The following is a 25,496-nucleotide window of genomic DNA, read 5'->3' on the forward strand; positions in this document are numbered from 1 at the left end:
AATCCCGCAGGCGCGAGGCCGGGTCCGGCCGCGCCATGGAGACAAACATCATGACCGCTACCAACAGCTGGTCGATCCCCACGCTGATCGACCAGGAACGCCTGGGCGCCTTTCAATGGCGCGTGCTGATCCTGTGCTTTCTGATCGCGCTGTTCGACGGCTTCGACACCCAGGCGATCGCCTTCACCGGGCCCGCGATCCTGGCCGCCTTCGATCTGAAGGCAGGCGCGCTGGCGCCCATCCTGACCGCCGGCATCGTCGGCATGACGGTGGGCGCGATGACCCTGGGCCTGATCGGCGACCGCATCGGCCGTCGTCCCGCCATCATGCTGGGCCTGGCCCTGTTTGGCCTGTCCACGCTGGCCACGGCCTGGGCTACCGACACCAGCCACATCCTGGTGCTGCGCTTCATCGCCGGCCTGGGCATGGGCGGCTGCACGCCGGTGCTGCTGGCGCTGGCCGCCGAGTACGGCCCGGCTCGCTTACGCGGCGCCATCATGACCGGCGTGCTGCTGGGCCTGCCGGCGGGCGCCATGCTGGGCGGCCTGCTGGCGGCGCGCATGCTGCCCGTCATCGGCTGGGAAGGAATCTTCGTGGTGGGCGGCCTGGCGCCGCTGGCGCTGCTGGCCATCGCCGCCCTGATGCTGCCCGAGTCGCTGTACTTCAAGGCCACGCGCCGCGATCCGGAAAGCCAGCGCTACATCGCGCGGATTCTCTCGACGATATCGAGCCGCAAGCTGGGAGCGGACACGCAGTTCACCGTGCCGGAGGAATCCGTCGCGCGGGCCGGCGTGGGCGCGCTGTTCGCGGACGGCCACGGCGCCAAGACCGTGGCGATCTGGGCGGTGTACCTGTTGAACTGGGTCGCGTGGTTCATGCTGCTGTCGTGGCTGCCCACGGTGCTCAAGGCTGCGGGCCTGCCGGCAGAGCAGGCGCCCATGGGGACGGTCATCGTCAATGCCGTCTTCATCATCTGCGCGATCCCGCTGTCCTTCATGCTGCCGCGCCTCAACACCCGGCGGCTGCTGGGCGGCATGTTCGCGCTGGGCATCGCGGTGGCCGTCGGCCTGAGTCAAGCCGGCGACAACTGGACGCTGGTCTTCATCCTGGTCGGCGCCGCCGGCTTCGGCATAGGCGGACAGCAGATCGCGCTGAATTACCTGGTCGTGGGCGCTTACCCCACCGCCTTGCGCGCCACCGCCACCGGCTGGGCCATCGGCATGGGGCGCGCGGGAGCTATCGCAGGTTCGGCCATCGGCGGCAGCTTCCTGGCCTGGGGCGGGCCTTCGGGATTTTTCATCGCGCTGGCCATCCCCCTGGCGGTCGCGGCGCTGGCGGTATTGAGCCTCAAGCTCAAGCATGCGCGGCCCGAGGGCGCGCTGTCCGCGGCGCATTGATACGGCAAAGGACGACACAAGCATGAACACACATCTACGTTTCGAGGGCCAGGTGGCCCTGGTCACCGGCGCGGCCCAGGGCGTGGGCCGGGCAACGGCCCGGCGCCTGGCGGCCGAAGGCGCGCACGTGGTCGTGGTGGACCGGGCCGAGGAGCAGGGCGCCGCCGTGGCCGAGGAAATCCGGGCCGCGGGCGGACGCGCCAGCTTTGCGCAGGCCGATCTGGAAACCCATGCGGGCGCGCAGTCCATGGTGCGGGCCGCGCTGGCAATCAATGGCCGCATCGACGTGTCGGTGCACAACGTGGGCGGCACGATCTGGACCCGGCCGTTCTGGGAGTATTCGCCCGAGCAGATGCAGCGCGAGGTCAACCGGTCGCTGTGGCCCACGCTCTGGTCCTGCCGCGAAGTCATACCGGTGATGCGGGCGCAGGGCGCGGGCGCCATCGTCAACGTGGGGTCGAACGCCACGCGCGGCATCTACCGCGTGCCCTACTCGGCCTCCAAGGGTGGCGTGCACGCGGCCACCGTCTGCATGGCGCTGGAGCTGGCGAAGTCCGGCGTGCGCGTCAATTGCGTGTCGCCGGGCGCGCTGGACAACGGCGTGCGCGCCATCCCGCGCCATCATGAGACGCCCTCCGCGCAGGAGACCGCCTGGGTGGGCGAGATGTATGCCTCCTGCCTGCGCGACACGCCGCAGGACCGCCTGGGCCAGGCCGAAGAGGTGGCAGCGGCGATCTGCTTCATGGCCGCGCCCGAGGCGTCCTATATCACCGGGCAGATCATGTATGTGGCGGGCGGTGACATAGGCTGAATGGGCCGAGCCGCCAGGGGCCGGTTCAGCCAGTTGGCGCAGGTCTGGCTGCCTGGCTCCGCATCAGCCGTCGGGGCGGCTGGCCGCCAGCCAGTCCAGGAAATCGCGGCCTGGCCCTTGGTCGCGCGCGATTGCTCCTATGGGTTGGAACGAGCCCGGCGATTCGATCGGCACGCGCTGGAAGTGCCCATGCTGCATGTACCAGTTGCCCAGGGTCTGGGGCACCATCGCCAGGGCCTCCTGGGCCTGCATCACGGCGATGAGCAGCGGCATCGGCGGGGCGGCGCTGCTTAGCCTGCACAGCCGGGGCACCACGCCGGCGCGTTCGAAAAACGCCTTAAACACCGCGTGGATGGCCAGTTCCGGCCGGGGCTCGATCCATAGCTGCGAGGCCACCTGCGCCAGCGTGGGCGCGCCGTCGGGCGCCAGCAGCGGGTGGCCGGCGGCGGCCACGATCACCGCTGCGTCGTCTTGCAGCGGCACGAATTCCAGGCCGGCGGGCACCGCTTCCGGGCGCCGGCACAGCAGCATGTCCAGGCTGCCGCCAGCCGCCTGCGGCAGCAACTGCTCGCGGCTGCCTTCGACGACCTCCACTTGCAGTCCCGGCCGCGCCTTCAGGTAGGCGGGCAGGCGTTCGGCCAGCAGCCCGCCGCTGGCCGCGGGAATGGCGCCCAGGCGCAGGTAGCCGGTGGCGCCCTGACGCAGGGCCGCCACCGAGTCCGTGGAAGCGCGCAGCGTTGTCAGCATGCTGCGGGCGCATTCCGCCATGAGCTGGCCGCTGCGCGTGGTGCGCATGCCGCGGGCGTGGCGCTCGAACAGCTTTACGCCCAGCAGGTCCTCGATGTCGGCCAGCGCATGGGTGGCCGCAGGCTGGCTCAGGCCGATATGGCTGGCCGCCTGCTGGATGCTGCCCAGGTCGGCGATGCTGGCGAGCAATTGCAGATGGCGCAGGCGGCCCTTGGCGAGCAGGCGGGACAGCAGGGTGGCGGGGGCGACGTCCATGGCGCGGGCAAGATTGATATTCAAAATATGAATATATCTACCCATTAATGTATTTGAAATAAGGATATGCCCTGGACACAATGCAGCGATCCCGTTCATTGCTTCCGTTCCCCAGGAGTGGCTGGTCCATGAAGTCCCGTCTGCTGCACGCGCTGGTTTGCGCCGTAACTTTCAGTGTTTCGTCCCTGGCCGCCGCCCAGGGCGCCTATCCTTCCCAGCCCCTGCGGCTGATCGTGCCATTTGCGCCTGGCGGATCCACGGATGCGCTGGCGCGCGCGGTGGCCGAGGGCTTGCGCAAGGAACTGGGCCAGAGCGTGGTGGTGGAGAACCGCGCTGGCGCGGGCGGCCTGCTCGGCACCGAGGCGGTAGCCCGGGCCGAGCCCGACGGCTACACGCTGGGCATGGCCACGGTCAGCACCATGGCCGTCAATCCCTTGCTATACGGCACCAAGCGCGTCGACCCGCAGACGCAATTGAAGCCGGTGGCGTCGGTGGCGACGGTGCCGGTCGTATGGATGGTGAATCCGGCGTTTCCGGCGCAGGATTTCGCGCAATTCCTGGCCGAGCTGCGCGCCCATCCGGGCAAGTATTCCTATGGTTCGCCCGGCGTGGGCTCGCTGGGCCATCTGAACCTGGCGGCCATGAATGCCGACCTGAAGGTCGACGTGCTGCACGTGCCGTACCGCGGCATGGGGCCGGCGCTGACCGCCGCGGTGGGCGGCGAGGTGCAGGTGCAGCAGGACCAGTACGCCTCCGCGCAATCGCTGGTCAAGGCCGGCAAGCTGCGCGCCATTGCCGTGTCGGCGCCGGCCCGGATGCCCGACATGCCGGAACTGCCGACCATGACCGAACTCGGTTATCCGCAGCTGAACGCGCTGGGCCAGACCTGGTTCGGGCTGGTCGTGCCCGCAGGCACGCCGGATGCCGTGGTGCAGCGCCTCAATGAGGCGGCGGTGCGCGCGCTGGCGGACCCGGCGCTGGTGCAGCGCCTGGCGGGCATGGGCGCGCAGGCCGATGCCGGCACGCCGCAGGCCTTCGCCGAACGCATCGCGCAGACGCTGGCCGCCAATCGCAAAATCATTGAAACTGCCGGCATCAAGCTCGACGAGTGACCTGACCGGTATTTCCCCGCCATTACAGCCACAGGAGAGACAATGGGTGCCATCGAAAAACTTGCGCCGTTCATCGACGCGCGCAGCGAGCGCTACGCGGAACTGAGCGACCGCATCTGGAGCCTGGCCGAACTGCGCTACGACGAACACAAGTCCGCCGAGCTGCACATCGCGATGCTGGAGGAAGCAGGCTTTCGCGTCACGCGTGACGCCGCCGGCATTCCCACCGCCTTCGTGGCGGAGGCGGGCAGCGGCGGGCCTGTGATCGGCATCCTGGGCGAGTACGACGCGCTGTCGGGCCTGAGCCAGGAAAGCGGCGCCTACGCCTGCCAGCCTTCGCCGGAAACGCCGAACGGCAATGGCCACGGCTGCGGCCACCACCTGCTGGGCACCGCCGCGCATTTCGCCGCGGTGGCAGTGAAGGAATTCCTGGAGGCCAACGGCCTGCCCGGCACCATCCGCTTCTATGGCTGTCCGGCGGAAGAGGGAGGCTCGGGCAAGACCTTCATGGCGCGCGCTGGCCTGTTCGATGACCTGGACGCGGCGCTGACCTGGCACCCCGCATCGCACACTGGCATCTTCCACCAGTCCTCGCTGGCCAACATCCAGGCTTACTTCCGCTTCCGCGGCATCGCGGCGCACGCGGCGAACTCGCCGCACCTGGGCCGCAGCGCGCTGGACGCGGTCGAACTGATGAACGTGGGCGTGAACTACCTGCGCGAACACATGGTGCCGGATGCGCGCGTGCACTACGCCGTGACCAATAGCGGCGGCATTTCGCCCAACGTGGTGCAGGCCCGCGCCGAGGTGCTGTACCTGGTGCGCGCGCCGATCAATTCGCAGGCCTCCGAACTGTACGAGCGGGTGCAGAACGTGGCGCGCGGCGCGGCGCTGATGACGGGCTGCGAACTGGAAATCGTGTTCGACAAGGCCTGCTCGAACTACATCCCCAACGGCGTGCTCAACCAGATCATGTACGCCAACATGCAGTCTTTGCAGGGGCCGGATTACAGTGCGGGCGAACAGCAGGCCGCGCGCCGCATGTGGGACTCGATTTCCGCGGACGACATCGACAACGCCGGCAAGAATCTGGGCGCGGTGCTGCGCAATCCCACGCCGCTGTTCACCGGCGTGGCGCCGTACGAACCCGGCAAGGCCGAGATCACCTATGGCTCAACCGACGTGGGCGACGTGAGCTGGGTCACGCCCACGGCGCAATGCTGGGGCGCCTGCTATGCCTACGGCACGCCGTTCCATTCCTGGCAGATGGTGGCGCAGGGCAAGCTGTCCATGGCGCACAAGGGCATGGTGCACGCGGCCAAGATCATCGCGGCGACCGCCGCCGATCTGTACACGCAACCCGAGGCGCTGGCGCGCGCCAAGGAAGAACTGATGGAGACGCGCCGGGGGCAACCCTACGTCTGCCCGATTCCGGCCGACGTGCTGCCCTCGTTCATGCGTCAATAGGAAGGACCCCCACGCCGCGCGCGCTACGCGCGCTTGCTGCCCCCCGAGGGGGCTGCGCCGCCTTAGGGCGGCCTGGCGGCGGCGCGGGCCCCCACGTCGCGCGCGCTACGCGCGCTTGCTGCCCCCCGCGGGGGGCAGCGCCGCCTTAGGGCGGCCTGGAGACGGCGCGGGCCTCAAGCTACATGCGATTTCAGGCCGGCAGGGACGGCGCGTATTGCGCGTCCGAGTTGACCTTGGCGTGGAATTCCACCACCTTGCGCACCACCTTGACGGGATCGTCTTCGATGATGAAGAGGTCCAGGTCGTGCGCGCCTATCATGCCGTTGGCCAGCACTTGGCCGCCCAGCCATTCGACCAGGCCGGACCAGTACTCGCTGCCCACCAGCACGATGGGAGCGGGCGGGACCTTGCCCGTCTGGATGAGCGTCAGCGCTTCGAAGAGTTCATCCAGGGTGCCGAAACCGCCAGGCATCGCCACATAGGCGAAGCTGTGCATGAAGAAGGTTGCCTTGCGCGAGAAAAAATACTCGAATGACAGGCTGATGGTTTGGTATTCGTTGTTGTGCGCTTCGTGGGGCAGGCTGATGTTCAGCCCGATGCTGGTGCCGCCTGCCTCGAACGCGCCCTTGTTGGCTGCCTCCATGATGCCGGGACCGCCGCCGGCGATCACCGCGAAACCCGCATCCGCCAGAGCAGCTGAAATGGCGATGGTGGTTTCATAGTGGGGGGAATTACGGCTGACTCGCGCACTGCCGAAGACGCTGACAGCAGGCCCGATGTTCGCGAGCTTGTCTGCCGCCGTCCGTATCTCTGACATAATCAGCGGAATTTGTTTGTTGGCGGGTGTTTCCGCAGCTATTGCCATATCTGCCTTTGTAACCATGAAAAAAACCTTATTACTGGTCGACGGTTCAAGTTACTTGTACCGCGCTTTCCACGCTATGCCTGATTTGCGCAACGCGCAAGGCGAACCCACGGGGGCGCTTTACGGCGTGGTGAATATGCTGCGCAAACTTGTCTCTGATCATAAGGCAGAGTATGCCGCATGTATTTTCGATGCCCGCGGCAAGACCTTCCGGGACGATCTCTACCCGGAGTACAAATCGCACCGCCCGCCCATGCCGGAAGACCTGGCGGCGCAGATCGAGCCCATCCACAGCGCCGTGCGCGCGCTGGGCTGGCCGGTGCTGGCCATCGAAGGGGTCGAGGCCGACGATGTGATCGGCACCCTGGCCAAGCGCGCCGCCGAGCACGACGTGTACACCATCGTGTCCACCGGCGACAAGGACCTGGCGCAGCTGGTCAACAGCCACGTCACCCTGGTCAACACCATGACCGGCGAAGTGCTGGACGAGGCCGGCGTGGTCAACAAGTTCGGCGTGCCGCCCGACCGCATCGTGGATTACCTGATGCTGGTGGGGGACGCAGTGGACAACGTCCCCGGCGTGACCAAGGTGGGTCCCAAGACGGCGGTCAAATGGCTTACGGAATTCGGCTCGATTGACAAGCTGGTTGAAGGGGCGGAAGACATCAAGGGCGTCGCCGGCAGCAATCTGCGCGAGGCCATTCCGAATTTCCCGCTGACGCGCCAATTGCTGACCGTGAAGTACGACTGCGACCTGGCCGGCCACGTGGACGCGGTGGACGACCTGACGCCGCGCCCGCGCGACGAGGCGACGCTGACCGAGCTCTACGAGCGCTACGGTTTCCGCACCTGGCTGCGCGACCTGACCGGCGACGCTGAACGCGTGCCGGCGGGCGATGCCCGCGTCGCGCACGAGGCGCCCGCCGCGCCCGTGGAACTGGACTATCAGATCCTCTCCGACTGGGCCGCGTTCGACGCCTGGATGGAAAAGCTGAAGGACGCGCCGCTGGTCGCGGTGGATACCGAGACCACTTCGCTGGATGAAATGCAGGCGCGGATGGTGGGCATGTCGCTGGCGGTGTCGCCCGGCGTGGCGTGCTACATCCCGGTCGCGCACCGCGGTCCGGACAACGCGCCGCAGTTGCCCAAGGCCGAGGTCCTGGCGCGCCTGAAGCCCTGGCTGGAGGACGCTACGCGCGCCAAGCTGCTGCACCACGCCAAGTACGACGCGCACGTGTTCGCCAACGAAGGCATCAAGCTGGCCGGCATTACCGAAGACACGATGCTGCAGGCCTATGTGCTGGAATCGCATCGCGGCGTCGGGTTGAACGACCTGGCCCAGCGCTACCTGGGCCGCAGCGGCGTGTCCTACGAGGACCTCTGCGGCAAGGGCGCCAAGCAGATCGGCTTTGACGAAGTGGCGGTGGACAAGGCCGGCCACTACGCCGCCGAGGACTCGGACTTCACCTTGCAGCTGCATCAGGTGCTGCGCCCGATGGTGGCGGCCGACGAAGGGCTTAACCGCATCTACCTGCTGGAAATGCAGGTGTCTGAGGTGCTGACCACGGTCGAACGCAATGGCGTCAAGGTGGATGCCGCGGAACTGGGGCGCCAGAGCCATAAGCTGGGCCAGGAAATGCTGCAGCTCGAGCAGAAGGCCTATGAACTGGCCGGCCAGCCCTTCAACCTGAATTCCCCCAAGCAGCTGGGCGAGATCCTGTTCGGCCGCATGCAGCTGCCGGTGGTCCGCAAGACCGCCAGCGGCGCGCCGTCCACCGACGAAGAAGTGCTGAGCAAGCTGGCGCAGGATTACCCGCTGCCGCAAGTGCTGCTGGAATACCGCGGCCTGTCCAAGCTGAAGTCCACCTACACGGACAAGCTGCCGCGCATGATCAACCCGAACACCGGACGGGTACACACGCATTATTCGCAGGCTGCGGTCATCACCGGCCGCCTGGCTTCGTCCGATCCCAACCTGCAGAACATCCCGGTGCGCACCGAAGCCGGCCGGCGCGTGCGCGAGGCGTTCATTGCCGAGCAGGGCATGCTGCTGTCGGCCGACTATTCCCAGATCGAGCTGCGCATCATGGCGCACGTGTCGGACGACGCCAATCTGCAGCGCGCCTTCGAGGCGGGCGAGGACATCCACCGCGCCACGGCCTCCGAAGTTTTCGGCGTGTCGCTGGAGGACGTCTCCACCGAGCAGCGCCGCGCCGCCAAGGCGATCAACTTCGGCTTGATCTACGGCATGGGGGTGTTCGGCCTGGCGTCCAACCTGGGCATCACGCGCGATGCCGCGCAGGCCTACATCGACCGCTATTTCGCCCGCTATCCCGGCGTGGCGATGTACATGGACGACACCCGCCGCCGCGCGCGCGAACAGGGCTATGTGGAAACCGTCTTCGGACGCCGCCTGCAACTGCCGGAAATCCGCGGCGCTTCGGGCCCGCGCCGCCAGGGGGCCGAGCGCGCCGCCATCAACGCGCCGATGCAGGGCACGGCGGCCGACCTGATCAAGATGGCCATGATCGCGGTGCAGGACTGGCTGGAAGCGGAAAAGCTGCAGACGCGCATGATCATGCAGGTGCACGATGAACTGGTGCTGGAAGCGCCGGACGCCGAACTGGAACTGGTCAAGGAAGCATTGCCGCGCCTGATGTGCAATGTGGCGACCCTGCGCGTGCCGCTGGTGGCCGAGGTGGGCATGGGCAAGAACTGGGAGCAGGCCCACTAAGGCCGGGACCCTCCTGTCCCCGGGACACTTGGGCCGCCTGCGGGCGGCCCATTTCCGTTTTCGGTATTGAAACAATATAATGTTGCGCTTCCCCGCCTAAAACACGTCCCCCAAATGTTGCTGCTCTGGATTTTGCTCGCCACCGTTACCGGCGGGCTCATCGCTGTCCTGGTCGCCAGTTGGCTGGCCTACAAGGTCTTCGCGCAATATCTGCACCACATGGTCAGCCTGTCGGTGGGGGTGCTGCTGTCGGTGGCGCTGCTGCATCTGCTGCCCGAGGCGTTCGAGACCGGGGTGGGCGACGCCCATGTGCTGTTCGGCCTGATGCTGGCGTCGCTGATCGGCTTCTTCGTCCTGGAGAAGATTGCCTTGCTGCGGCACAGCCATCACCACGAGGGCGACGGCCACCATCACCACAAGGGTCATGACCGCCACGAGGCGGGCCGCGGCGGGGTGCTGATCCTGATCGGCAGCTCGCTGCACAATCTGTGCGACGGTGTGCTGGTGGCCGCGGCTTTCCTGACCGATCCGCTGCTGGGCGTGTTGACCGCGGCGTCCATCATCGTCCATGAAGTGCCGCACAAGCTGGGCGATTTCGTGGTGCTGCTGAACGCCGGCCTGGCGCGCCGCCGCGCGTTCTCGCTGATTCTCTTCACCAGCTTGTGTTCAGCCGTGGGCGGCATAATAGGGTACTTCGTGCTGCAGCAGGCGCAAGAATGGGTGCCGTATGTCCTGGTGGTTGCGGCCAGCAGCTTCCTTTACATCTCGGTGGCCGACCTGATGCCGCAGATGCACGAACGGGTATCCCTGGCCGATGCCGTCCCGCAGTTGCTGCTGGTCGGCGTGGGCGTGGCGCTGATCTACAGCGTCACCACGGTGATGCACCACGGGCACGACCACGACGCCGAAGCCGGCCGTGGCGCGCCGCAAGTGGAGCATGTCCACCGGCACTAGGATCGGCGCGAGGCCATGCAGGCGCTGGCGGGATATCCGGCTTGGTTGATCATCCCTACACAGGAGTTCTTCATGAGTTTTTCCGCCGCAGCCGGCAATGTCGCCCCCACCGTGATCCACACGGACACCCAGGGGCTGGTCCACGGGGATTTCAAGCTGCCCGTGGCCGACGGCACGATCGCCGCCTATTACGCCGCGCCCGAAGGCCGGCGCGACCTGCCCATCGTACTGGTGGTGCAGGAAATCTTCGGCGTGCATGAGCACATCAAGGACCTGTGCCGCCGGGTCGCCAAGGCCGGCTATCTGGCCGTGGCCGCCAATCTTTACCAGCGCCAGGGCGACGCCTCGGTCTACACCGACATCCCGAAACTGATTGCCGAGCTGGTCAGCAAGGTGCCGGACGAACAGGTGTTTGCCGACCTGGACGCCAGCGTGGCCTGGGCGGCCGAGCATGGCGGCGACCCCAAGCGCGTGGCGGTGACGGGCTTCTGCTGGGGCGGCCGCCTGACCTGGATGTACGCCGCGCACAACCCCGACGTGAAGGCCGCCGTGGCCTGGTACGGCAAGCTCAGCGTGGGCCATGGCCCGTTGATCAAGCGCTTTGCCTTCGACGTGGTCAACGAACTGCACGCGCCGGTGTTGGGCCTGTATGGCGGCAAGGACGCCAGCATTCCGCTGGCCGACGTCGAAACCATGAAGGCCAAGCTGGCCACCGGCAACGACAACGCCAGGCGTTCGGAGTTCGTGGTGTACCCGGAAGCCGACCACGCTTTCCTGGCGGACTACCGCGCCAGCTACAAGGCCGAGGCAGCGCAGGACGGCTGGAAGCGCATGCTGGATTGGTTCAAGCGGTACTTGTAGGAGCGGAGCAGGGGGCGAAAGCGCCTCTTGCCGCGATTTGAAAAAGCCGACCTCGCGGGTCGGCTTTTTTCTTCTTCTCAGTTCCCTGCCTCGCGCAGGCGGCTGGGCAGCAGCTCGCCGTGGCGCGCCAGCAAGGGGTAGGCGGCCGCGCCCACCAGGTGGGAATTGATGCCCTTCATGTCGCGCAGGATATCCAGGTAGAGCGCGCCCACTTCGGCCGCGTCGACCTCGCCTGCCTTGATCTTCTGCAGGTGGGTATCCGCCGCATGGGTTTCGATCGAGCGGAAGCGCGCCTTCTCGCCCGCCAGCGCGCGGGCCTGGCGCAGGTCGTCATTGACGAACAAGGCCGCGGCGGTGCGCTGGTTGGCGATGAGCTGGCCCAGCGTGTCGTCCAGGCTGGCGCGCTGCTCGGGCGAAAACATCCAGCCCTGCTTGCGCAGCTTGGCGACGTGGCTGAGCAGGCCGTGATGGGCGATGTCGCCGGCATGGCCGATATTGCTGGTGAAGGCGAGGATGTCGTCCAGGCGCTGGATGTCGTCGCGCGTCATGTTTTCCTGGTCCAGGGTGGCCAGGTACGTGGTGATGGCGTTCTCCAGCTTGTCCAGCGCGGCGTCCAGCTGGCGCGCCTGCACCATGCGGTGGCGGTTGTCGCGCTTGAAGCCGGCGCGGGCGTAGAGCAGCAGGGTTTGCAGCATGTCGGCCATGCGCAGCGCTTCGCGCGCGGCGTTGCCGAGGGCCACGGCCGGCACGTCATGGGCCCATTCGTCCAGGTACTGGGGTCGCGACGGGTCGTTCGGATCCGCGCGTTTGGGCAGCCAGCGGGTCAGCAGGGCTGCATAGGGCGTCAGCAGCGGCAGGAACACCAGGGCGATGACGGCGTTGAACAGCGTGTGGAAGTTGGCCACGGCGCGGGCCGGGTCGGACGCCAGCTCGCTCATCATCGGCTGCAGGTAGGGCAGCAGGATCAGGCCGGCCAGCACGCCCAGCACCCGGGTCAGCAGGTTGCCCAGCGGCAGGCGGCGGGCGGCCGGGTCGTCGCCGGTCACGCCTTCGATCATGGGGTTGATGGCGGTGCCCAGGTTGGCGCCCAGCACCAGCGCGAATGCGACGTGCGGGGCCACCATGTGGTGGCTGGCCAGCGACATGACCAGCACCACCACGGCCACGCTGGAATGCGCCGCCCAGGTGAAGGCGGCCGCCAGCAGCACGGTGGCCACCGGCTGGGTCGACAGCGCGTCCAGGATCATGCCCAGCATGGGCGCGGTCTGGAAGGGCTGGAACAGCTCGACCAACTGGTGCAGCGACAGCAGCAAGAGGCCCAGGCCGATGAAGACGCGGCCCAGGTCGCGCGTGCGCCCCGGCGGATAGCGGCGGAACATCCAGACGCCCGCCAGGATCAGGATGGGGGCGAGCGAGGTCAGGTCGAAGGACAGCAGCTGGACGATGAGCGTGGTGCCGACGTTGGCGCCCAGCATGGCGGCCAGGGCCGGCGCCAGGCCGACCACGCCGCCGGCCGCAAAGCCGGTGATCATCAGGCCGGTGGCGGTGCTGCTCTGCAGCGCGGCGGTAATGCCCAGCCCGGCGGCGAAGGCCCGCAGCCGGGTGCCCAGGGCCTTGCCCAACGCCGCGCCCAGCGCGGCCCCGAAGGCGCGCTGCACGCCTGTTTGGACCATGTGCACGCCCCACAGGAGCAGGGCGACGTAGCCGGCGAAGTCAAGCAGGGTAATAAGTCCGGACATCCTGGCGTGTTTCCATTCTTTTATGACAAGTAATAATTCTGTAATGATCGCATGCGCGGCGCTGGCGGGGGAACCTGTCCCCTCAATACAGCATACGCCTGCCGTGCCTGCTGCGCGCGGACTGGGCTGCGCGTATCATTGCCTCATCCTTCGTAGATGCATTGGAGTGTTGCGTGGCCGTTTCCGTATTCGACCTGTTCAAGATAGGCATAGGCCCGTCTAGCTCCCATACGGTGGGCCCGATGCGGGCTGCCCTGTTGTTCGCGCAAGGCCTGGAACGCGACGGGCTCATGCCCAGCGTGACCTGGGTGCGCGCCGAGCTCTACGGATCCCTGGGCGCCACGGGCAAGGGCCACGGCACCGACAAGGGCGTGCTGCTGGGCCTGATGGGCGAAGCGCCCGATACCGTCGACCCTGCCGCCATCGCCGGCATGATCGCGTCGGTGCGCGCCAGCCGCCAGTTGCCGCTGCTGGGACGCCATCCGGTTCCCTTCGTGGAAAAGGAACACATGATGTTCTACCGCCGCGAAGCCATGGCGGAGCATCCTAACGGCATGAAGTTTCATGCGTTTGACGCCAATGGCGAATCGCTGCGCGAAGCCCGCTACCTGTCGGTGGGCGGCGGCTTCGTGGTGACGGCCGGCGCCTCCAACAGTCAGGTCATCGCCGCGCACGACCAGTTGCCGTTCCCGTTCCGCATGGGGCGCGAGCTGATGTCCATGTGCCGCGAGAACGGCTTGTCGGTGGCGCAGCTGATGATGAAAAACGAGCTGACCTGGCGCGACGAGGCCGAGGTGCACGCCGGCCTGGACCGCATCTGGCAGGTGATGCAGGACTGTGTGTCGCGCGGCTGCGGCATCAACTATCCCGAGGCCGACGGCGAGCTACCCGGCCCCCTGCGCGTGCGCCGCCGCGCGCCCGAGCTGTACCGCAACCTGACGCAGCGCGCCGAGCGCACGCTGTCCGATCCCCTGTCCGTGATGGACTGGGTCAATCTGTACGCGATGGCGGTCAACGAAGAGAACGCCGCCGGCGGGCGCGTGGTGACGGCGCCGACCAACGGCGCGGCCGGCATCATCCCCGCCGTGCTGCACTACTACGACCGCTTCGTGCCCGGCTCCAATCGCGAGGGCGTGCGCGATTTCCTGCTGACGGCGGCGGCCGTGGGGCTGCTGTACAAGTACAACGCCTCGCTGTCGGGCGCCGAGGTCGGCTGCCAGGGCGAAGTCGGCGTGGCTTGTTCGATGGCGGCGGGCGGCCTGGCGGCGGCCCTGGGCGGCACGGTCGAACAGGTCGAGAACGCGGCCGAGATCGGCATGGAGCACAACCTGGGCCTGACCTGCGACCCGGTCGGCGGCCTGGTCCAGATCCCCTGTATCGAGCGCAACGCCATGGCCTCCATCAAGGCCGTCAACGCCGCCCGCATGGCGCTGCGCGGCGACGGCCAGCATTACGTGTCGCTGGATTCCGTCATCAAGACCATGCGCGAAACCGGCGCCGACATGAAGACCAAGTACAAGGAAACCGCGCGCGGCGGGCTGGCGGTGAACATTGTCGAGTGCTGAGGGCACGGGGTGACGACGATGCGGGAGGGCGAGCGGCTGTCATGGCCTCGGGGTTCCTTTCCGAAGCAAGGGAAGAACGCAGGCCGGGGAGGAAATGGCAAACGGCACGCCTGCAGGCTGCAGCTGGCCGCTGTCCGGGTCGATGCGCAGGCAGGAAATGCGGTGCTCGTCCTGGCTGGCGACCAGCAGGAAGCCGCCGTCCGGGGTGATGGCGGCGTCCCGCGGGGTGCGCCCGCCGGCGGGCCACAAGCCTATCGGCTCAAGCCAAGGGGCGGATTCCAATAGCCGAAATCCTGCGATGCTGTCGTGGCCGCGGTTGGTCGCGTAGAGCCAGCGTCCGCTCGGATGCAGGCAAAGCGCGGACGCGGAGTTGGCGTTGCGCCAATCTGCCGGCAGCGTGCCGATCCGGGCGAGCGCGTGTGCATGGGGATCGCGTGCCGTGGGCAGTTGAACGACGCTCACGCTATTGGACAGTTCGTTGAGCACGAAGGCGCGGGTACCGGCCGGATTCAGCCGCAGGTGGCGCGGCCCGGAACCTGGACCTATCTGCACCTGCAGGTCCGGGAGCAGATCCAGCGCGGCGCCCCGCAAGGCATGGCGGGCGACGCTGTCGGTACCCAAGTCACACAGGTAGACCGCATCGCCGGACGGGGTCGGCTGGGCGCAATGCACATGGGGGCTCGCCTGGCGGTCGCTGCGCGGACCGCTGCCATGGCGCACGATGATGTCGGGCGGGGCGCTGGGCAACCCCTGTCCGTCGAGCCGGTAGCTCAGGACTTCGCCGCTGCCATAGTTGGATACGAAGAGGCGGTCCGCCGCAGGGGTCAGGCTGATGTGGCAAGGGCTGGCGCCAGGGGTAGGCACATTGAGCAAATGCTGCAGCGTGGCCGCGTCGTCGACCGCGTAGACGTCGATGCTGGCGCCTACTTCCTGCTCGCTCACGCCATACAGCAGGCCGAGGGACGCGGAATGGCACAGGTAAGAGGGATTGACGCCATGGCTGTCCACCTGCAATTCACGCAGCGTGGCCGTCGCGGCGTCGAACCTCAGCAAGTGGATGCCGCGCCCTATGCCGTGCACATGCGGCATCGGCCGCGTATACGTGCCCACGGCAACCAGCCAGCTGCCCGTTCCGCGGGCCGGGGAGTGCGTACTCGATTCAGACACGGTCTGCCCTCGACATCACGTCTATCCATACAGCCAGGACCGGCGCCAGGCCCCTGAAATTATGCGCCCACCCCATTGAAGCAGGAATGCCTGATCGTTAGTCCTCTTCGGGGTCTGCCTCGCATCCTGGGGGCCTTTTTTTGGCCGGAGCCGGAAAAGACGATGGCCCGCGCAAGCGGGCCATCGAGTCAGGGCTGCAGGGCGCGAGGCCCGTCTGAGCGAAAGGCTTAGATCACGCGGGCGTTCTGCAGCGCGGCGATGCGGGCCGGAATCGGCGGGTGCGAGGCGAACATGGCCGCCAGGCCGCCCTTGCCGGTGATGCCCGAGGCCTCGAAGGACTTGGGCAGTTCGCCCGGCTCCAGGCCGCCGAGGCGGGCCAGGGCGCGGATCATGGGTTCGCGGGCGCCCATCAGGTGGGCCGAGCCGGCGTCGGCGCGGTATTCGCGCTGGCGCGAGAACCAGGCCACGATGATCGAGGCCAGGACGCCGAAAATGATCTCACAGACCAGTACGGTGATGTAGTAGCCCGGGCCGATGCCGCGTTCGTTCTTGAACACCACGCGGTCGATGAAGTAGCCGACCACGCGCGCCAGGAACACGACGAAGGTGTTCACCACGCCCTGGATCAGGGTCAGCGTGACCATGTCGCCGTTGGCGATGTGGGCGACTTCGTGGGCCAGCACGGCGGCGACTTCTTCTTCGCTCATGCTTTCCAGCAGCCCGGTGGACACGGCGACCAGGGAGTCGTTCTTGAACGCGCCGGTGGCGAAGGCGTTGGGCGCGCCTTCATAGATGGCGACTTCCGGGCGGCCGATGCCGGCGCGGTCGGCCAGCTGGTGCACGGTGTCGACCAGCCAGGCTTCGCGCTGGTTGCGCGGCGAGTTCGGGTCCAGCACCTGGGCGCCGGTGCTCCACTTGGCCATGGGCTTGCTGATCAAGAGCGAGATGATCGCGCCGGTGAAGCCCACCACGACCGAGAAGATCAGCAGGGCGTTGAGGTTCAGGCCGTTGGCGGTGATGTAGCGGTCCACGCCCAGGATGCGCAGCGTGGCCGACAGCACGAGCATGACGGCCAGGTTGGTCAGGACGAACAAGACAATGCGTTTCATGTTTTTTGTGTTCCTCTGCGAGCAGGATATGCCGGGATTCGACACTGCTGCGGCCCGCCAGTTCCCCGACTCGCGGCGCCGCTTCCGGTGACGGAGAGTATAGTATCGCTTTCCCTTATTCCTCCTCACTTTTCCCTTAGCGTAGACCCCCCATGCAGGCACTTTGGATGTTGCTGGCGTCCGCCATGTTCGCCATCATGGGTTCGTTCGTGAAGCTCGGCACCGAGCATGGCGCCTCGCTGCCGCAAGTGGTGCTCTTTCGCGGACTGCCGTCGGTCATCCTGCTGCTGATCTGGGCCCGCGCCGGCCGCCAGTCCATCATTCCCGTCAGCTGGAAACTGCACCTGTGGCGCAACCTGTCTGGCGTCACGTCGATGTGGCTGGGCTTTTTCGCCATCGCCCATCTGCCCCTGGCCACGGCCACCAGCCTGAATTACACCGCGCCGCTGTTCATCGCCTGTTGGATGCTGGGCTGGGGCGGGGCGCAGCGCGACCCCGTGCGCATTATGGCGGTGGCGCTGGGGTTCCTGGGCGTGATCGCGGTCCTGCGGCCCAGCATCAACGAAGACCAGTGGCTGGCCGCCTTGCTGGGAATGACCGCCGGCGCCATGTCGGCCATCGCCATGATGCAGATCCGCCAACTGGGCCGGGTCGGGGAACCCGAGTGGCGTACCGTGCTGTTCTTCTCCGTGGCCGTGTGCGTGTCCAGCCTGGCCGGACTGCTGTTCGAGGGCTGGGGCTACGCCGACTGGACCGGCTATCTGTCGCTGCTGGGCGTGGGTGTGACGGGGCTTTTCGGGCAGCTGGCCATGACCCGGGCCTTCGGCCTGGGGTCGGCGTTGCTGACCGCGGCACTGCAGTACAGCACCATCATCTTCGCGGCCTTGCTGGGCATGGGTATCTGGGGCGAGCAGCTGGACGCCTTGGCCTGGGCCGGGATGGGCCTGATCATTTTCGCGGGCCTGCTGTCGATATGGCGCACCATGCGCGATCCCAAGCCGGCCTGACCCGCGACAGCTACGCACCATTACAGGAGCACACCGAATGACGATGACCCTGATTTCCGCCGCCGACCTGGCCGCGCGCCTGGATGCGCCCGATGTGCGCGTGTTCGATGTGCGCCACGACCTGAGCAACCACGCGGCGGGCCGTCAGGCCTATGACGCCGGCCATATCCCCGGCGCCCGCTACCTGGACCATGAAACCGAGCTGTCCGCGGCCCGCACCGGCAAGAACGGCCGCCATCCCTTGCCCTCGCGCGGCGAATTCGGCGCGTTGATGGCCGCGCATGGCGTCACGCCCCAGACCCTGGTGGTGGCCTACGACGCCAGCGGCGGCATGTACGCCGCGCACCTGTGGTGGATGCTGCGTTGGCTGGGACACGATCAGGTGGCCGTGCTGGATGGCGGCTGGCAGGCGTGGACCGCGGCCGGACTGCCGACCACGACCGAAGCCGCGGCCGCCGTGCGCGCGGGCGATCCGGTCGAGCCGGGTGCCTCGCTCGCGGGTTCGGTAAACGCCCAGGCGGTGCTGGACAATATTTCCCGCCAGGCTTTCACCGTGATCGATGCGCGCGCGGTCAACCGCTACCGCGGCGAGGTCGAGCCCATGGATCCGGTGGCAGGCCACATTCCGGGTGCGCTGAACCGCCCCAACGGCGAGAACCTCCAGGCCGACGGCCGCTTCAAGCCCGCCGCGCAATTGCGCGAGGAATTCGCCAGCCTGCTGGACGGCCGCGATCCCGCAGCCATCGTGCACCAGTGCGGCTCGGGCATTACGGCCTGCCACAATCTGCTGTCGATGGAGATCGCCGGCTTGTCAGGGTCGCGCCTGTACCCGGGCTCCTGGAGCGAGTGGTGCAGCGACCCGGCCCGGCCGGTGGCCACGGGCGCGTAGGTTCTGCAGGCCGGGGCGCAACGCCCCGGCTTTCTTGCCGCAAGCCGCCGGGACTTTGCGGGACGGCGCGCCGGGCGGCTTCCTATCGCCTGGACCGGCCGGCGGACTTGGCCGCCTTGGCGTCCGCGAACACTCTCGAGCAGAGAAAATCGACCAGGGCCCGTACCTTGGGCGACGGCTGCTTGCTGGCGGGCCAGAGCACATGGAAGACGTTGGTGCGCTCCGCCTGTCCCGCCAGGACCTGCACCAGGCTTCCATCCGCCAATGGCTCGCGGATGGCGAAGTCCGGCAGGTAGGCTATCCCCAACCCTTGCAGCGCGAAGCAGGCGCGCGTCTCGATGTTGTTGCAGATCATCGAGACGGGCAGTTGCAGTTCTGGTTCGCCTTCGGCTTGCCGCAGCGCCCAGGTCTCCAGCTTGCCGCTGCTGGGAAAGCGGTAGTGCAGGCAGCTGTGATGCAACAGATCGGCCGGCGTCCGGGGCGTGCCCCGGCTGGCCAGATAGGCGGGCGAGGCGACCAGCAGGATCTGGAATGAACCCAGGCGGCGCGCCGACAGGCGGGAGTCGGCCGGTTCGCCCGTGCGTACCACGGCATCGAAGCCTTCTTCAATCACATCCACCATGCGGTCGGTGAAATCCAGATCGAGTTCGATCTCCGGATATTCGCGCATGAACTCGCCTAGTATCGGCAGCACCAGTCCGCTGACCAGCGGCAGGCTGACGCGCAGGCGTCCGCGCGGCGCGCCTGCCGCACGCGACAGCTCCAGTTCGGCCGCCTCGATTTCGGCCAGGATGCGGCGGCTGCGTTCCAGGAACAGCATGCCTTCGGCCGTCAGCGTGACGCTGCGCGTGCTGCGGTGGAACAGGCGCACCCCCAGCTTTGCTTCCAGCCGCGCCACGCTTTTGCCGATGGCGGAGGCCGACACGCCGAGCTGCCGGCCGGCGGCGACGAAGCTGCGCGTTTCGGCCACCTGCACAAACACGACAAAGCCATTCAGGCTGTCCATTTCTTTCCTCGATTGCGGACATCCAGTTCCGCATAAGAAGGAAATGTAGCCTACTTTTTCTTTAATCCCGGCGCATCTATTGTCTGGGTTCTCCTGCTTCAACCTAGATGCCACCCATGACAGATTCCGCGTTTTCCTCGCGCCCGCGCCCTGCGCCCGCGCATCCCCCCGCTGCCGCTTGCGATCGCTTGCGGTGGGGCTCCCTGCTGGCGCTGGCCATGGCGGGCTTCATCACGATCCTGACCGAGGCGCTGCCGGCCGGGCTGCTGCCGCAGATGGCGCAGGGCCTGGCCGTGTCCCAGGCCAGCATCGGCCAGACCGTCACCATCTACGCGATCGGCTCGCTGGTGGCGGCGATTCCGCTGGTCGCCGCCACCCGGGGCGTCCGCCGGCGTCCGCTGCTGCTGGCGGCGATCGCCGGGTTCGTGCTGGCCAATACCGTGACCGCGCTGTCATCCGCCTATGTACTGACGATGGCTGCGCGCTTCCTGGCGGGCATGTCGGCGGGGCTGTTGTGGGCCTTGGTGGCCGGCTACGCCGCGCGCATGGTGCCGGCGCACCAGCAGGGCCGCGCAATCGCGGTGGCGATGCTGGGCGCGCCGCTGGCGCTGTCGCTGGGCGTGCCGGCCGGAACCTTGCTGGGCTCGCTGTGGGGCTGGCGCATCGGCTTCGGCATCATGAGCGGGCTGGCGCTCATCCTGATGGTCTGGGTGCGCCTGCGGGTGCCGGACTTTGCGGGACAAACCCGGGGCCGGCAACTGCCGCTACGGCGCGTATTCCTGCTGCCCGGCGTGCGTCCGGTGCTGTTCGCGGTGCTGGCGTTCGTGCTGGCGCACAACATTCTCTACATCTATATCGCGCCGTTCCTGGCCTCGGTGGGGATGGCTGCCAGCACCGAACTGGTGTTGCTGGTGTTCGGACTGAGTTCGCTGCTCGGCATCTGGGTGGTAGGAGCGTTGATCGATCGCCATCTGCGGGCGCTGACCCTGGCCTGCATAGCCCTGTTCGGCCTGGCCGCGCTGGCGCTGGGCATCGCGGGCGGCATGCCGGCCATGCTCTATCTGTCTGTGGGCGCCTGGGGCGTGGCGTTCGGCGGCTCGCCGACGTTGTTCCAGACGGCGCTGGCCAAGACGGCCGGCGATGCCGCGGACGTCGCGCAGTCCATGCTGGTGACGGCGTGGAACACGGCCATCGCCGCGGGCGGCGTGGTTGGCGGCGCGTTGCTCGAACGCCTGGGCGTGGCTGCATTCGTGCCAGCCCTGCTGGCGCTGCTGGCGGCGACGCTGGCGGTCGTCTGGGCCGCCAGGACGCACGGTTTTCCCGCCAGCCCTACCAGATGGCAGCCAGCTTGACCCGCCCGGAGACGCTCTCGGCGATCTCCAGGAAGTGATCCAGGGGCGGCGTGGCCAAGCCGGGGACCTTGGCCATGTCGTCCCAGCGCCTCAGGCGGATCGCATCCGGCGCGCCCGGCATGCTCGCAAAATCCACCGCCTGGCCCGCATCGAAACTGCCCCCCTGCAGCGCCAGGCTGCGCTTCGAATCCTCCGAGAGCGACGCTTCATATTGCGGTTCCACATAGCAGAGGTAGCGCTTGGCCTCCACATGCAGCCGGATCGGGTCCAGCACCGCCGGGCCGAACAGGCCGCGCAGGAAGGGCAGCACGAAGTACTGGTGCTTGTCGTCGAGGCCGCGCAGCGTGGGCGTGCCCGGCCGGTCGGCGATAAGGTGGCCCAGGTCGTGCAGCAGGCTGGCGGTGATCAGGTGGGCGCCGGCGCCGTGGCGTTCGGCCAGCGCCGCGGTTTGCAGCGCATGCCGCAGGTGGCTGACGGATTCGCCGTCGTAGGAGCGGTGCCCGCGCTCCAGGAAAATCTGTTCGATATCTTGCAGGGTCAAGGCCATGGTTGTCTCCTGGGTGGCCGCATAGGGGAGGGCGGCGCTCAGCCGGCGGCTGGCGCCATCTCCAGAAAGCGCGCGATCAACTGCACCGGTTGGCGCTCGCGCAGGCAGTACAGGTATTCATGCATCACGATGTCGGCGCCCTCGATGTCCAGGGCCGCCAGTTCGGGATGAGAGGGAATCTCGCGCGAGGGGATCAGGCTGATCCCCAGTCCGCACAGGATGGCCTGGCGGATCGACTCGCGGCTGCCGATTTCGAGCGTGCGGCGCACGGCGACGCCGGCCGCCAGCAAGGCGTCTTCCGTCAGTTGCCGCGTCATGGAGCCGGGTTCGCGCAACAGCAGCGCGTGTTCGGCCAGATCGGCCAGGCGGACCTGGCTGTGGCGCGCCAGCGGATGGCCGCGATGCGCCACCACCCGGATGGGATCGGCGGCGATCATGCGCCGGTACAGGTGCTTGTCATCCATCAGAAAGGATGAGGTGGCAATCTCGATGCGATAGTCATGCAGCGCCTGCAGCATGGTCTGCGAATTGCCGATGGCCAGGGTCAGGTCTATGCCCGGGTAGCGCTGGTTGTAGGCGCGCACCGTATCCATGATGTAGTAGGGGCCGGTGGCGCCGATGCGCAGATTGCCTTCGCGCAGGTCGCTGGCGTCGCGCAGGCGGAAATCGATCTCGGTTTCCTGCTGGACCAGCTTCTCCACCATGGGCATCAGGCTGTGGCCGGCGTCCGACAGGCGCATGCCGCGCCCCTGGCGATGAAACAGTTCGACGCCGTAACGGGACTCCAACTGGCGCAATTGCCCCGTCACCGTGGGCTGGCTGACGCCCAACTGGGCGGCGGCCTTGGTGACGGTGCCGCAGCGGGCCACGGCGTAGAAGGATTTGAGTTCGGCGACAAGCACGGTTTTTTGGGGGCGGAATATGGGCGCAATGCGCAAGACCGCCAGTACACCAAAATAATTTGATGTTTTTATTACTGCATTTGCGCGAAGTGTCATAAACACTCAATACGCGTCTTCCATACTGCCTTCGTTCCCAAACCGGAGGCCCCATGGCCGAACGCGATACCGCATTTCTCTCTGTCAGGCATCTGGTGAAGCGCTTTGGCAGCCATACCGCGCTGTCGGACGTCTCGCTCGACATCCGCGCCGGGGAGCTGGTGTGCCTGCTGGGGCCCTCGGGCTGCGGCAAGACCACCTTGCTGCGCGCCATCGCCGGCCTGGAGCGGCAGGACAGCGGCACCATCGTGCTGTCCGGGCGCGACATCTCGCATGCTGAACCGCAGGCGCGCGACTACGGCATCCTGTTCCAGTCGTATGCGCTGTTTCCCAATCTGACCGTGGCCCAGAACGTGGCCTACGGCCTGAGCGGCAAGCGCGCGCACCGCAACCACGTCGCCAACCGCGTCGAGGAAATGCTGACGCTGGTCGGGCTGGCTGGCGCGGCCGACAAGTATCCGGGACAGATTTCCGGCGGGCAGCAGCAGCGCGTGGCTTTGGCGCGCGCGCTGGCGCCGTCGCCGTCGCTGTTGCTGCTGGACGAGCCCATGTCGGCGCTGGACGCCCGCGTCCGCGAGCATCTGCGCATCGAACTGCGCGCCCTGCAGAAGCGCCTGTCCATCACCACGCTGATGGTCACGCATGACCAGGAAGAGGCCATGGTGATGGCCGACCGCATCGCCGTCATGAATGGCGGCATCATCGAGCAATACGGCACGCCGCGGGAACTCTACCGCCAGCCGGGTTCGGCCTTCATCGCCGATTTCGTGGGCGAAGCGAACTGGCTGCCGTTCGAACGCCTGGATGCGCACCGCGCCCGCGTGGGACGCCAGGAGCTGGCCGTGGACGAGGCGCTGGACGCCGCCAGCGGCAAGCTGTTCGTGCGGCCGGAAGCGGTGCGCGTCAGCACCGCTCGGCCGGAGCAGCCGAATGCCATGCTGGCCGACGTGCTCGACGGCGTGTTCCTGGGCCGAGGCTATCGCCTGGCCTTGCGCCTGGAAGGCGTGCCCGGCAGCACGGTGCATTCCATCGTGTCCCCCGAAATCGGAGACGCCCTGCTGGGTCCTCACGCCGCCAGCCGCTGCTGGGTGGAGCTGCCGCGCCATGCGATACGCGCCTACGCTTGATCCCGCCATGAACCGTTCCTCCACCACGGCCGCCCCGGCCCCAGCCAGCATCGCGGCGCCTGCGCCGATGCTCGGCCGCCGCCCGCTGCCGGCCTGGATCGGTGCCCTTGGCTTCGCCACCGGGCAGGGCGCCCTGGCGCTGGGCCTGCTGCTGTTCCTGGCGCTGCCGCTGGCCGCGATCCTGATCCGGTCGGTGACCGACAGCGACGGCGCCTGGGCCGGGTTGTCGGTGCTGGCGGACATCATCGGCGGCGACGGCTTCATGGCCATGGTCGCGCGCAGCCTCGCGGTAGGCGTCGTGACCACGCTGCTGGTGGTGCCCTGCGCCTACGGATTCGCCTACGGCCTGACGCGCACGCGCCTGCCGGGCAAGGGCCTGCTGCGCACCGTCGCCTTGCTGCCGTTGCTGGCGCCGTCGCTGCTGCCGGGCATTGCGCTGGTGTACCTGCTGGGCAACCAGGGCCTGCTCAAGGGCCTGACCGGCGGCGCGACCATCTACGGCTTCTGGGGCATCGTCGTGGGCGAGGCGTTCTATACCTTCCCGCACGCGCTCATGATTCTTCTGACCGGCCTGGCCCTGGCCGACGGCCGTCTCTACGACGCCGCGCGCGCCATGGGCGCCGGCCCCTTGCGAACCTTCCTGACGGTGACCCTGCCGGGTACCCGCTACGCCGTGTTCTCGGCCTGCTGCGTGGTGTTCACGCTGACGGTGACCGACTTCGGCGTGCCCAAGGTCGTGGGCGGCGACTACAACGTGCTGGCGATGGAGGCCTACAAGGCCGTGGTCGGCCAGCAGAATTTCCCCAAGGGCGCGGCCATCGGCATCCTGCTGCTGCTCCCGGCGATCCTGACCTTCGCCCTGGACCGGCGGCTGCGCGCCCGTCAGGGCGCCCAGATGAGCGGCCGGGCCCAGCCCTACGCCGCCGGCCCCAACCGCCGCCGCGATGCCGCCTTCCTGACGCTGGCCGGCGTGCTGGCGGCGTTCCTGCTGTTGATCATCGGCGTGGCGGTGTGGGCGTCCTTCGTGAAGATGTGGCCTTACAACCTGTCGATGTCGCTGCGTTCGTATGACTTCGACAATATGGACGGCGGCGGCTGGCTGGCCTGGCGCAATAGCCTGCAGCTGGCGTTCTGCACTGCCCTGATCGGCACGGCCGTGGTCTTCACGGGCGCATGGATGATGGAGAAGGTGCCCGCCCGCGGCCAGCTGGCGCGCGGCCTGCGCGGCATGGTCGGCATGCTGGCGCTGATGCCCATGGCCGTGCCCGGCCTGGTGCTGGGCCTGGGCTACATCTTCTTCTTCAACAGCCTGTCGAACCCGCTGAACGTGCTGTACGGCACCATGCCGCTGCTGGTCCTGTGCACCGTCATCCACTTCTATACCAGCGCGCACCTGACGGCCGCCACCGCGCTCAACGCGCTGGACCCCGAGTTCGAAGCGGCCTCGGCGTCGCTGAAGGTGCCGCGCCTGACGACCTTCCTGCGCGTGACCCTGCCGATGTGCCTGCCTGCGGCGCTGGACGTGGCCCGCTATCTGTTTGTTTCCGCCATGACGACGGTGTCCGCAGTCGTATTCCTGTACAGCCCTTCGACGGTGCTGGCCGCGGTCGCGGTGCTGAACATGGATGACGCCGGCTTCATTGGCCCCGCCGCCGCCATGTGCACCGTGATCATGGCCAGCTCGGCCGCCGCTGCCATGGTCCTGCATCTGGCCAGCCGCGCGCTGGTGGCGCGCAGCCAGGCCTGGCGCCGTCCCGCGGCCCATTGAACGATTTTTCAAGGAAGAC

Annotated in this window: 21 protein-coding genes; 13 read left to right on the forward strand and 8 right to left on the reverse strand. The window is 67.6% G+C overall.

All coding sequences use genetic code 11. From position 1 onward, the window contains the following. The first annotated feature begins 50 nt into the window (after positions 1–50). Together AXYL_RS08935 and AXYL_RS08940 are read left to right on the forward strand one after the other, a co-directional pair. Positions 51–1,397, forward strand: a complete 1,347-nt coding sequence (locus AXYL_RS08935; protein WP_049797780.1) for an MFS transporter — start codon at positions 51–53, stop codon at positions 1,395–1,397. Positions 1,398–1,419: 22 nt separating this feature from the next. Continuing rightward, positions 1,420–2,208: a 1,6-dihydroxycyclohexa-2,4-diene-1-carboxylate dehydrogenase gene (locus AXYL_RS08940; protein ID WP_013392470.1), complete on the forward strand. Its 789-nt coding sequence runs from the start codon at positions 1,420–1,422 to the stop codon at positions 2,206–2,208. Between the two features lie 63 nt (positions 2,209–2,271). On the opposite strand, the gene AXYL_RS08945 is transcribed toward AXYL_RS08940, so the two are convergent. Then, positions 2,272–3,234, reverse strand: a complete 963-nt coding sequence (locus AXYL_RS08945) for a LysR family transcriptional regulator (RefSeq protein WP_237709986.1) — start codon at positions 3,232–3,234, stop codon at positions 2,272–2,274. Positions 3,235–3,338: 104 nt separating this feature from the next. Between AXYL_RS08945 and AXYL_RS08950 the strand changes: the two genes are divergently transcribed. After that, entirely contained in the window at positions 3,339–4,322 is a 984-nt protein-coding gene (locus AXYL_RS08950; protein ID WP_013392472.1) for a Bug family tripartite tricarboxylate transporter substrate binding protein, read from the forward strand. A 42-nt stretch (positions 4,323–4,364) separates the two neighbouring features. After that, entirely contained in the window at positions 4,365–5,789 is a 1,425-nt protein-coding gene (locus AXYL_RS08955) for a M20 family metallopeptidase (protein WP_013392473.1), read from the forward strand. 190 nt (positions 5,790–5,979) lie between these two features. Here the strand turns inward: AXYL_RS08955 and AXYL_RS08960 are convergent, their stop codons facing one another. Then, positions 5,980–6,606: a TIGR00730 family Rossman fold protein gene (locus tag AXYL_RS08960; RefSeq protein WP_041652933.1), complete on the reverse strand. Its 627-nt coding sequence runs from the start codon at positions 6,604–6,606 to the stop codon at positions 5,980–5,982. A 64-nt stretch (positions 6,607–6,670) separates the two neighbouring features. Here AXYL_RS08960 and polA point away from each other — a divergent pair, with 64 nt between their 5' ends. The 3 genes from polA to AXYL_RS08975 all read left to right on the forward strand — a co-directional run bounded on the left by polA (position 6,671) and on the right by AXYL_RS08975 (position 11,203). Then, positions 6,671–9,388 (forward strand): DNA polymerase I, encoded by a 2,718-nt coding sequence (gene polA, locus AXYL_RS08965; RefSeq protein ID WP_013392475.1) that lies wholly within the window; start codon positions 6,671–6,673, stop codon positions 9,386–9,388. 114 nt (positions 9,389–9,502) lie between these two features. Then, positions 9,503–10,342: a ZIP family metal transporter gene (locus AXYL_RS08970; protein WP_013392476.1), complete on the forward strand. Its 840-nt coding sequence runs from the start codon at positions 9,503–9,505 to the stop codon at positions 10,340–10,342. Between the two features lie 72 nt (positions 10,343–10,414). Then, complete coding sequence (locus AXYL_RS08975) at positions 10,415–11,203, forward strand: dienelactone hydrolase family protein (RefSeq protein ID WP_013392477.1); 789 nt, start codon at positions 10,415–10,417, stop codon at positions 11,201–11,203. A 77-nt stretch (positions 11,204–11,280) separates the two neighbouring features. Here AXYL_RS08975 and AXYL_RS08980 read toward each other — a convergent pair whose 3' ends face one another. Then, positions 11,281–12,942, reverse strand: a complete 1,662-nt coding sequence (locus tag AXYL_RS08980) for a Na/Pi cotransporter family protein (RefSeq protein ID WP_013392478.1) — start codon at positions 12,940–12,942, stop codon at positions 11,281–11,283. A 173-nt stretch (positions 12,943–13,115) separates the two neighbouring features. Here AXYL_RS08980 and AXYL_RS08985 point away from each other — a divergent pair, with 173 nt between their 5' ends. After that, positions 13,116–14,507: an L-serine ammonia-lyase gene (locus tag AXYL_RS08985; RefSeq protein WP_013392479.1), complete on the forward strand. Its 1,392-nt coding sequence runs from the start codon at positions 13,116–13,118 to the stop codon at positions 14,505–14,507. 39 nt (positions 14,508–14,546) lie between these two features. Here the strand turns inward: AXYL_RS08985 and AXYL_RS08990 are convergent, their stop codons facing one another. Then, positions 14,547–15,674: a lactonase family protein gene (locus AXYL_RS08990; RefSeq protein WP_013392480.1), complete on the reverse strand. Its 1,128-nt coding sequence runs from the start codon at positions 15,672–15,674 to the stop codon at positions 14,547–14,549. A 227-nt stretch (positions 15,675–15,901) separates the two neighbouring features. Beyond that, positions 15,902–16,783 carry a protease HtpX gene (gene htpX / locus AXYL_RS08995; protein WP_013392481.1) on the reverse strand — a complete coding sequence of 294 codons (882 nt, stop codon included), beginning with the start codon at positions 16,781–16,783 and terminating at the stop codon, positions 15,902–15,904. 152 nt (positions 16,784–16,935) lie between these two features. Here htpX and AXYL_RS09000 point away from each other — a divergent pair, with 152 nt between their 5' ends. After that, positions 16,936–17,790: a DMT family transporter gene (locus AXYL_RS09000; RefSeq protein WP_041652943.1), complete on the forward strand. Its 855-nt coding sequence runs from the start codon at positions 16,936–16,938 to the stop codon at positions 17,788–17,790. A gap of 37 nt (positions 17,791–17,827) precedes the next feature. After that, positions 17,828–18,679: a sulfurtransferase gene (locus tag AXYL_RS09005; RefSeq protein WP_013392483.1), complete on the forward strand. Its 852-nt coding sequence runs from the start codon at positions 17,828–17,830 to the stop codon at positions 18,677–18,679. Between the two features lie 82 nt (positions 18,680–18,761). On the opposite strand, the gene AXYL_RS09010 is transcribed toward AXYL_RS09005, so the two are convergent. Next, positions 18,762–19,685, reverse strand: a complete 924-nt coding sequence (locus AXYL_RS09010; protein ID WP_013392484.1) for a LysR family transcriptional regulator — start codon at positions 19,683–19,685, stop codon at positions 18,762–18,764. A gap of 218 nt (positions 19,686–19,903) precedes the next feature. Between AXYL_RS09010 and AXYL_RS09015 the strand changes: the two genes are divergently transcribed. Further along, positions 19,904–21,037: an MFS transporter gene (locus tag AXYL_RS09015; protein ID WP_049797910.1), complete on the forward strand. Its 1,134-nt coding sequence runs from the start codon at positions 19,904–19,906 to the stop codon at positions 21,035–21,037. Here AXYL_RS09015 and AXYL_RS09020 read toward each other — a convergent pair. Both AXYL_RS09020 and AXYL_RS09025 read right to left on the reverse strand, forming a co-directional pair. After that, the gene (locus tag AXYL_RS09020; RefSeq protein ID WP_013392486.1) at positions 21,015–21,584 is read right to left on the reverse strand and encodes a phosphonate degradation HD-domain oxygenase; all 570 of its coding nucleotides are present in this window, start codon (positions 21,582–21,584) and stop codon (positions 21,015–21,017) included. The genes AXYL_RS09015 and AXYL_RS09020 overlap by 23 nt on opposite strands. Positions 21,585–21,622: 38 nt before the next feature. After that, positions 21,623–22,486 (reverse strand): LysR family transcriptional regulator, encoded by an 864-nt coding sequence (locus AXYL_RS09025; RefSeq protein ID WP_013392487.1) that lies wholly within the window; start codon positions 22,484–22,486, stop codon positions 21,623–21,625. A 149-nt stretch (positions 22,487–22,635) separates the two neighbouring features. On the opposite strand from AXYL_RS09025, the gene AXYL_RS09030 reads away from it, so the two are divergent. Together AXYL_RS09030 and AXYL_RS09035 are read left to right on the forward strand one after the other, a co-directional pair. Continuing rightward, positions 22,636–23,709, forward strand: a complete 1,074-nt coding sequence (locus AXYL_RS09030; protein ID WP_013392488.1) for a putative 2-aminoethylphosphonate ABC transporter ATP-binding protein — start codon at positions 22,636–22,638, stop codon at positions 23,707–23,709. Then, positions 23,687–25,477, forward strand: a complete 1,791-nt coding sequence (locus tag AXYL_RS09035; protein WP_041652952.1) for a putative 2-aminoethylphosphonate ABC transporter permease subunit — start codon at positions 23,687–23,689, stop codon at positions 25,475–25,477. Before AXYL_RS09030 ends, AXYL_RS09035 begins: the two co-directional genes overlap by 23 nt. Positions 25,478–25,496 lie beyond the last annotated feature (19 nt).

The sequence above is a fragment of the Achromobacter xylosoxidans A8 genome (genome assembly GCF_000165835.1).
Lineage (GTDB): Bacteria > Pseudomonadota > Gammaproteobacteria > Burkholderiales > Burkholderiaceae_B > Achromobacter > Achromobacter xylosoxidans_B.

What these genes read in the sequence shown, in the direction of transcription:
- AXYL_RS09010 (WP_013392484.1), bottom strand. Translation starts at nt 19,685, where the DNA reads ATGGACAGCCTGAATGGCTTTGTCGTGTTTGTGCAGGTGGCCGAAACG.
- AXYL_RS09015 (WP_049797910.1), top strand. Translation starts at nt 19,904, where the DNA reads ATGGCGGGCTTCATCACGATCCTGACCGAGGCGCTGCCGGCCGGGCTG.
- htpX (WP_013392481.1), bottom strand. Translation starts at nt 16,783, where the DNA reads ATGAAACGCATTGTCTTGTTCGTCCTGACCAACCTGGCCGTCATGCTC.
- AXYL_RS08980 (WP_013392478.1), bottom strand. Translation starts at nt 12,942, where the DNA reads ATGTCCGGACTTATTACCCTGCTTGACTTCGCCGGCTACGTCGCCCTG.
- AXYL_RS08940 (WP_013392470.1), top strand. Translation starts at nt 1,420, where the DNA reads ATGAACACACATCTACGTTTCGAGGGCCAGGTGGCCCTGGTCACCGGC.
- AXYL_RS09020 (WP_013392486.1), bottom strand. Translation starts at nt 21,584, where the DNA reads ATGGCCTTGACCCTGCAAGATATCGAACAGATTTTCCTGGAGCGCGGG.
- AXYL_RS09005 (WP_013392483.1), top strand. Translation starts at nt 17,828, where the DNA reads ATGACGATGACCCTGATTTCCGCCGCCGACCTGGCCGCGCGCCTGGAT.
- AXYL_RS09030 (WP_013392488.1), top strand. Translation starts at nt 22,636, where the DNA reads ATGGCCGAACGCGATACCGCATTTCTCTCTGTCAGGCATCTGGTGAAG.
- AXYL_RS08970 (WP_013392476.1), top strand. Translation starts at nt 9,503, where the DNA reads ATGTTGCTGCTCTGGATTTTGCTCGCCACCGTTACCGGCGGGCTCATC.
- AXYL_RS09035 (WP_041652952.1), top strand. Translation starts at nt 23,687, where the DNA reads ATGCGATACGCGCCTACGCTTGATCCCGCCATGAACCGTTCCTCCACC.
- AXYL_RS08955 (WP_013392473.1), top strand. Translation starts at nt 4,365, where the DNA reads ATGGGTGCCATCGAAAAACTTGCGCCGTTCATCGACGCGCGCAGCGAG.
- AXYL_RS09000 (WP_041652943.1), top strand. Translation starts at nt 16,936, where the DNA reads ATGCAGGCACTTTGGATGTTGCTGGCGTCCGCCATGTTCGCCATCATG.
- AXYL_RS08960 (WP_041652933.1), bottom strand. Translation starts at nt 6,606, where the DNA reads ATGTCAGAGATACGGACGGCGGCAGACAAGCTCGCGAACATCGGGCCT.
- polA (WP_013392475.1), top strand. Translation starts at nt 6,671, where the DNA reads ATGAAAAAAACCTTATTACTGGTCGACGGTTCAAGTTACTTGTACCGC.
- AXYL_RS08975 (WP_013392477.1), top strand. Translation starts at nt 10,415, where the DNA reads ATGAGTTTTTCCGCCGCAGCCGGCAATGTCGCCCCCACCGTGATCCAC.
- AXYL_RS08935 (WP_049797780.1), top strand. Translation starts at nt 51, where the DNA reads ATGACCGCTACCAACAGCTGGTCGATCCCCACGCTGATCGACCAGGAA.
- AXYL_RS08950 (WP_013392472.1), top strand. Translation starts at nt 3,339, where the DNA reads ATGAAGTCCCGTCTGCTGCACGCGCTGGTTTGCGCCGTAACTTTCAGT.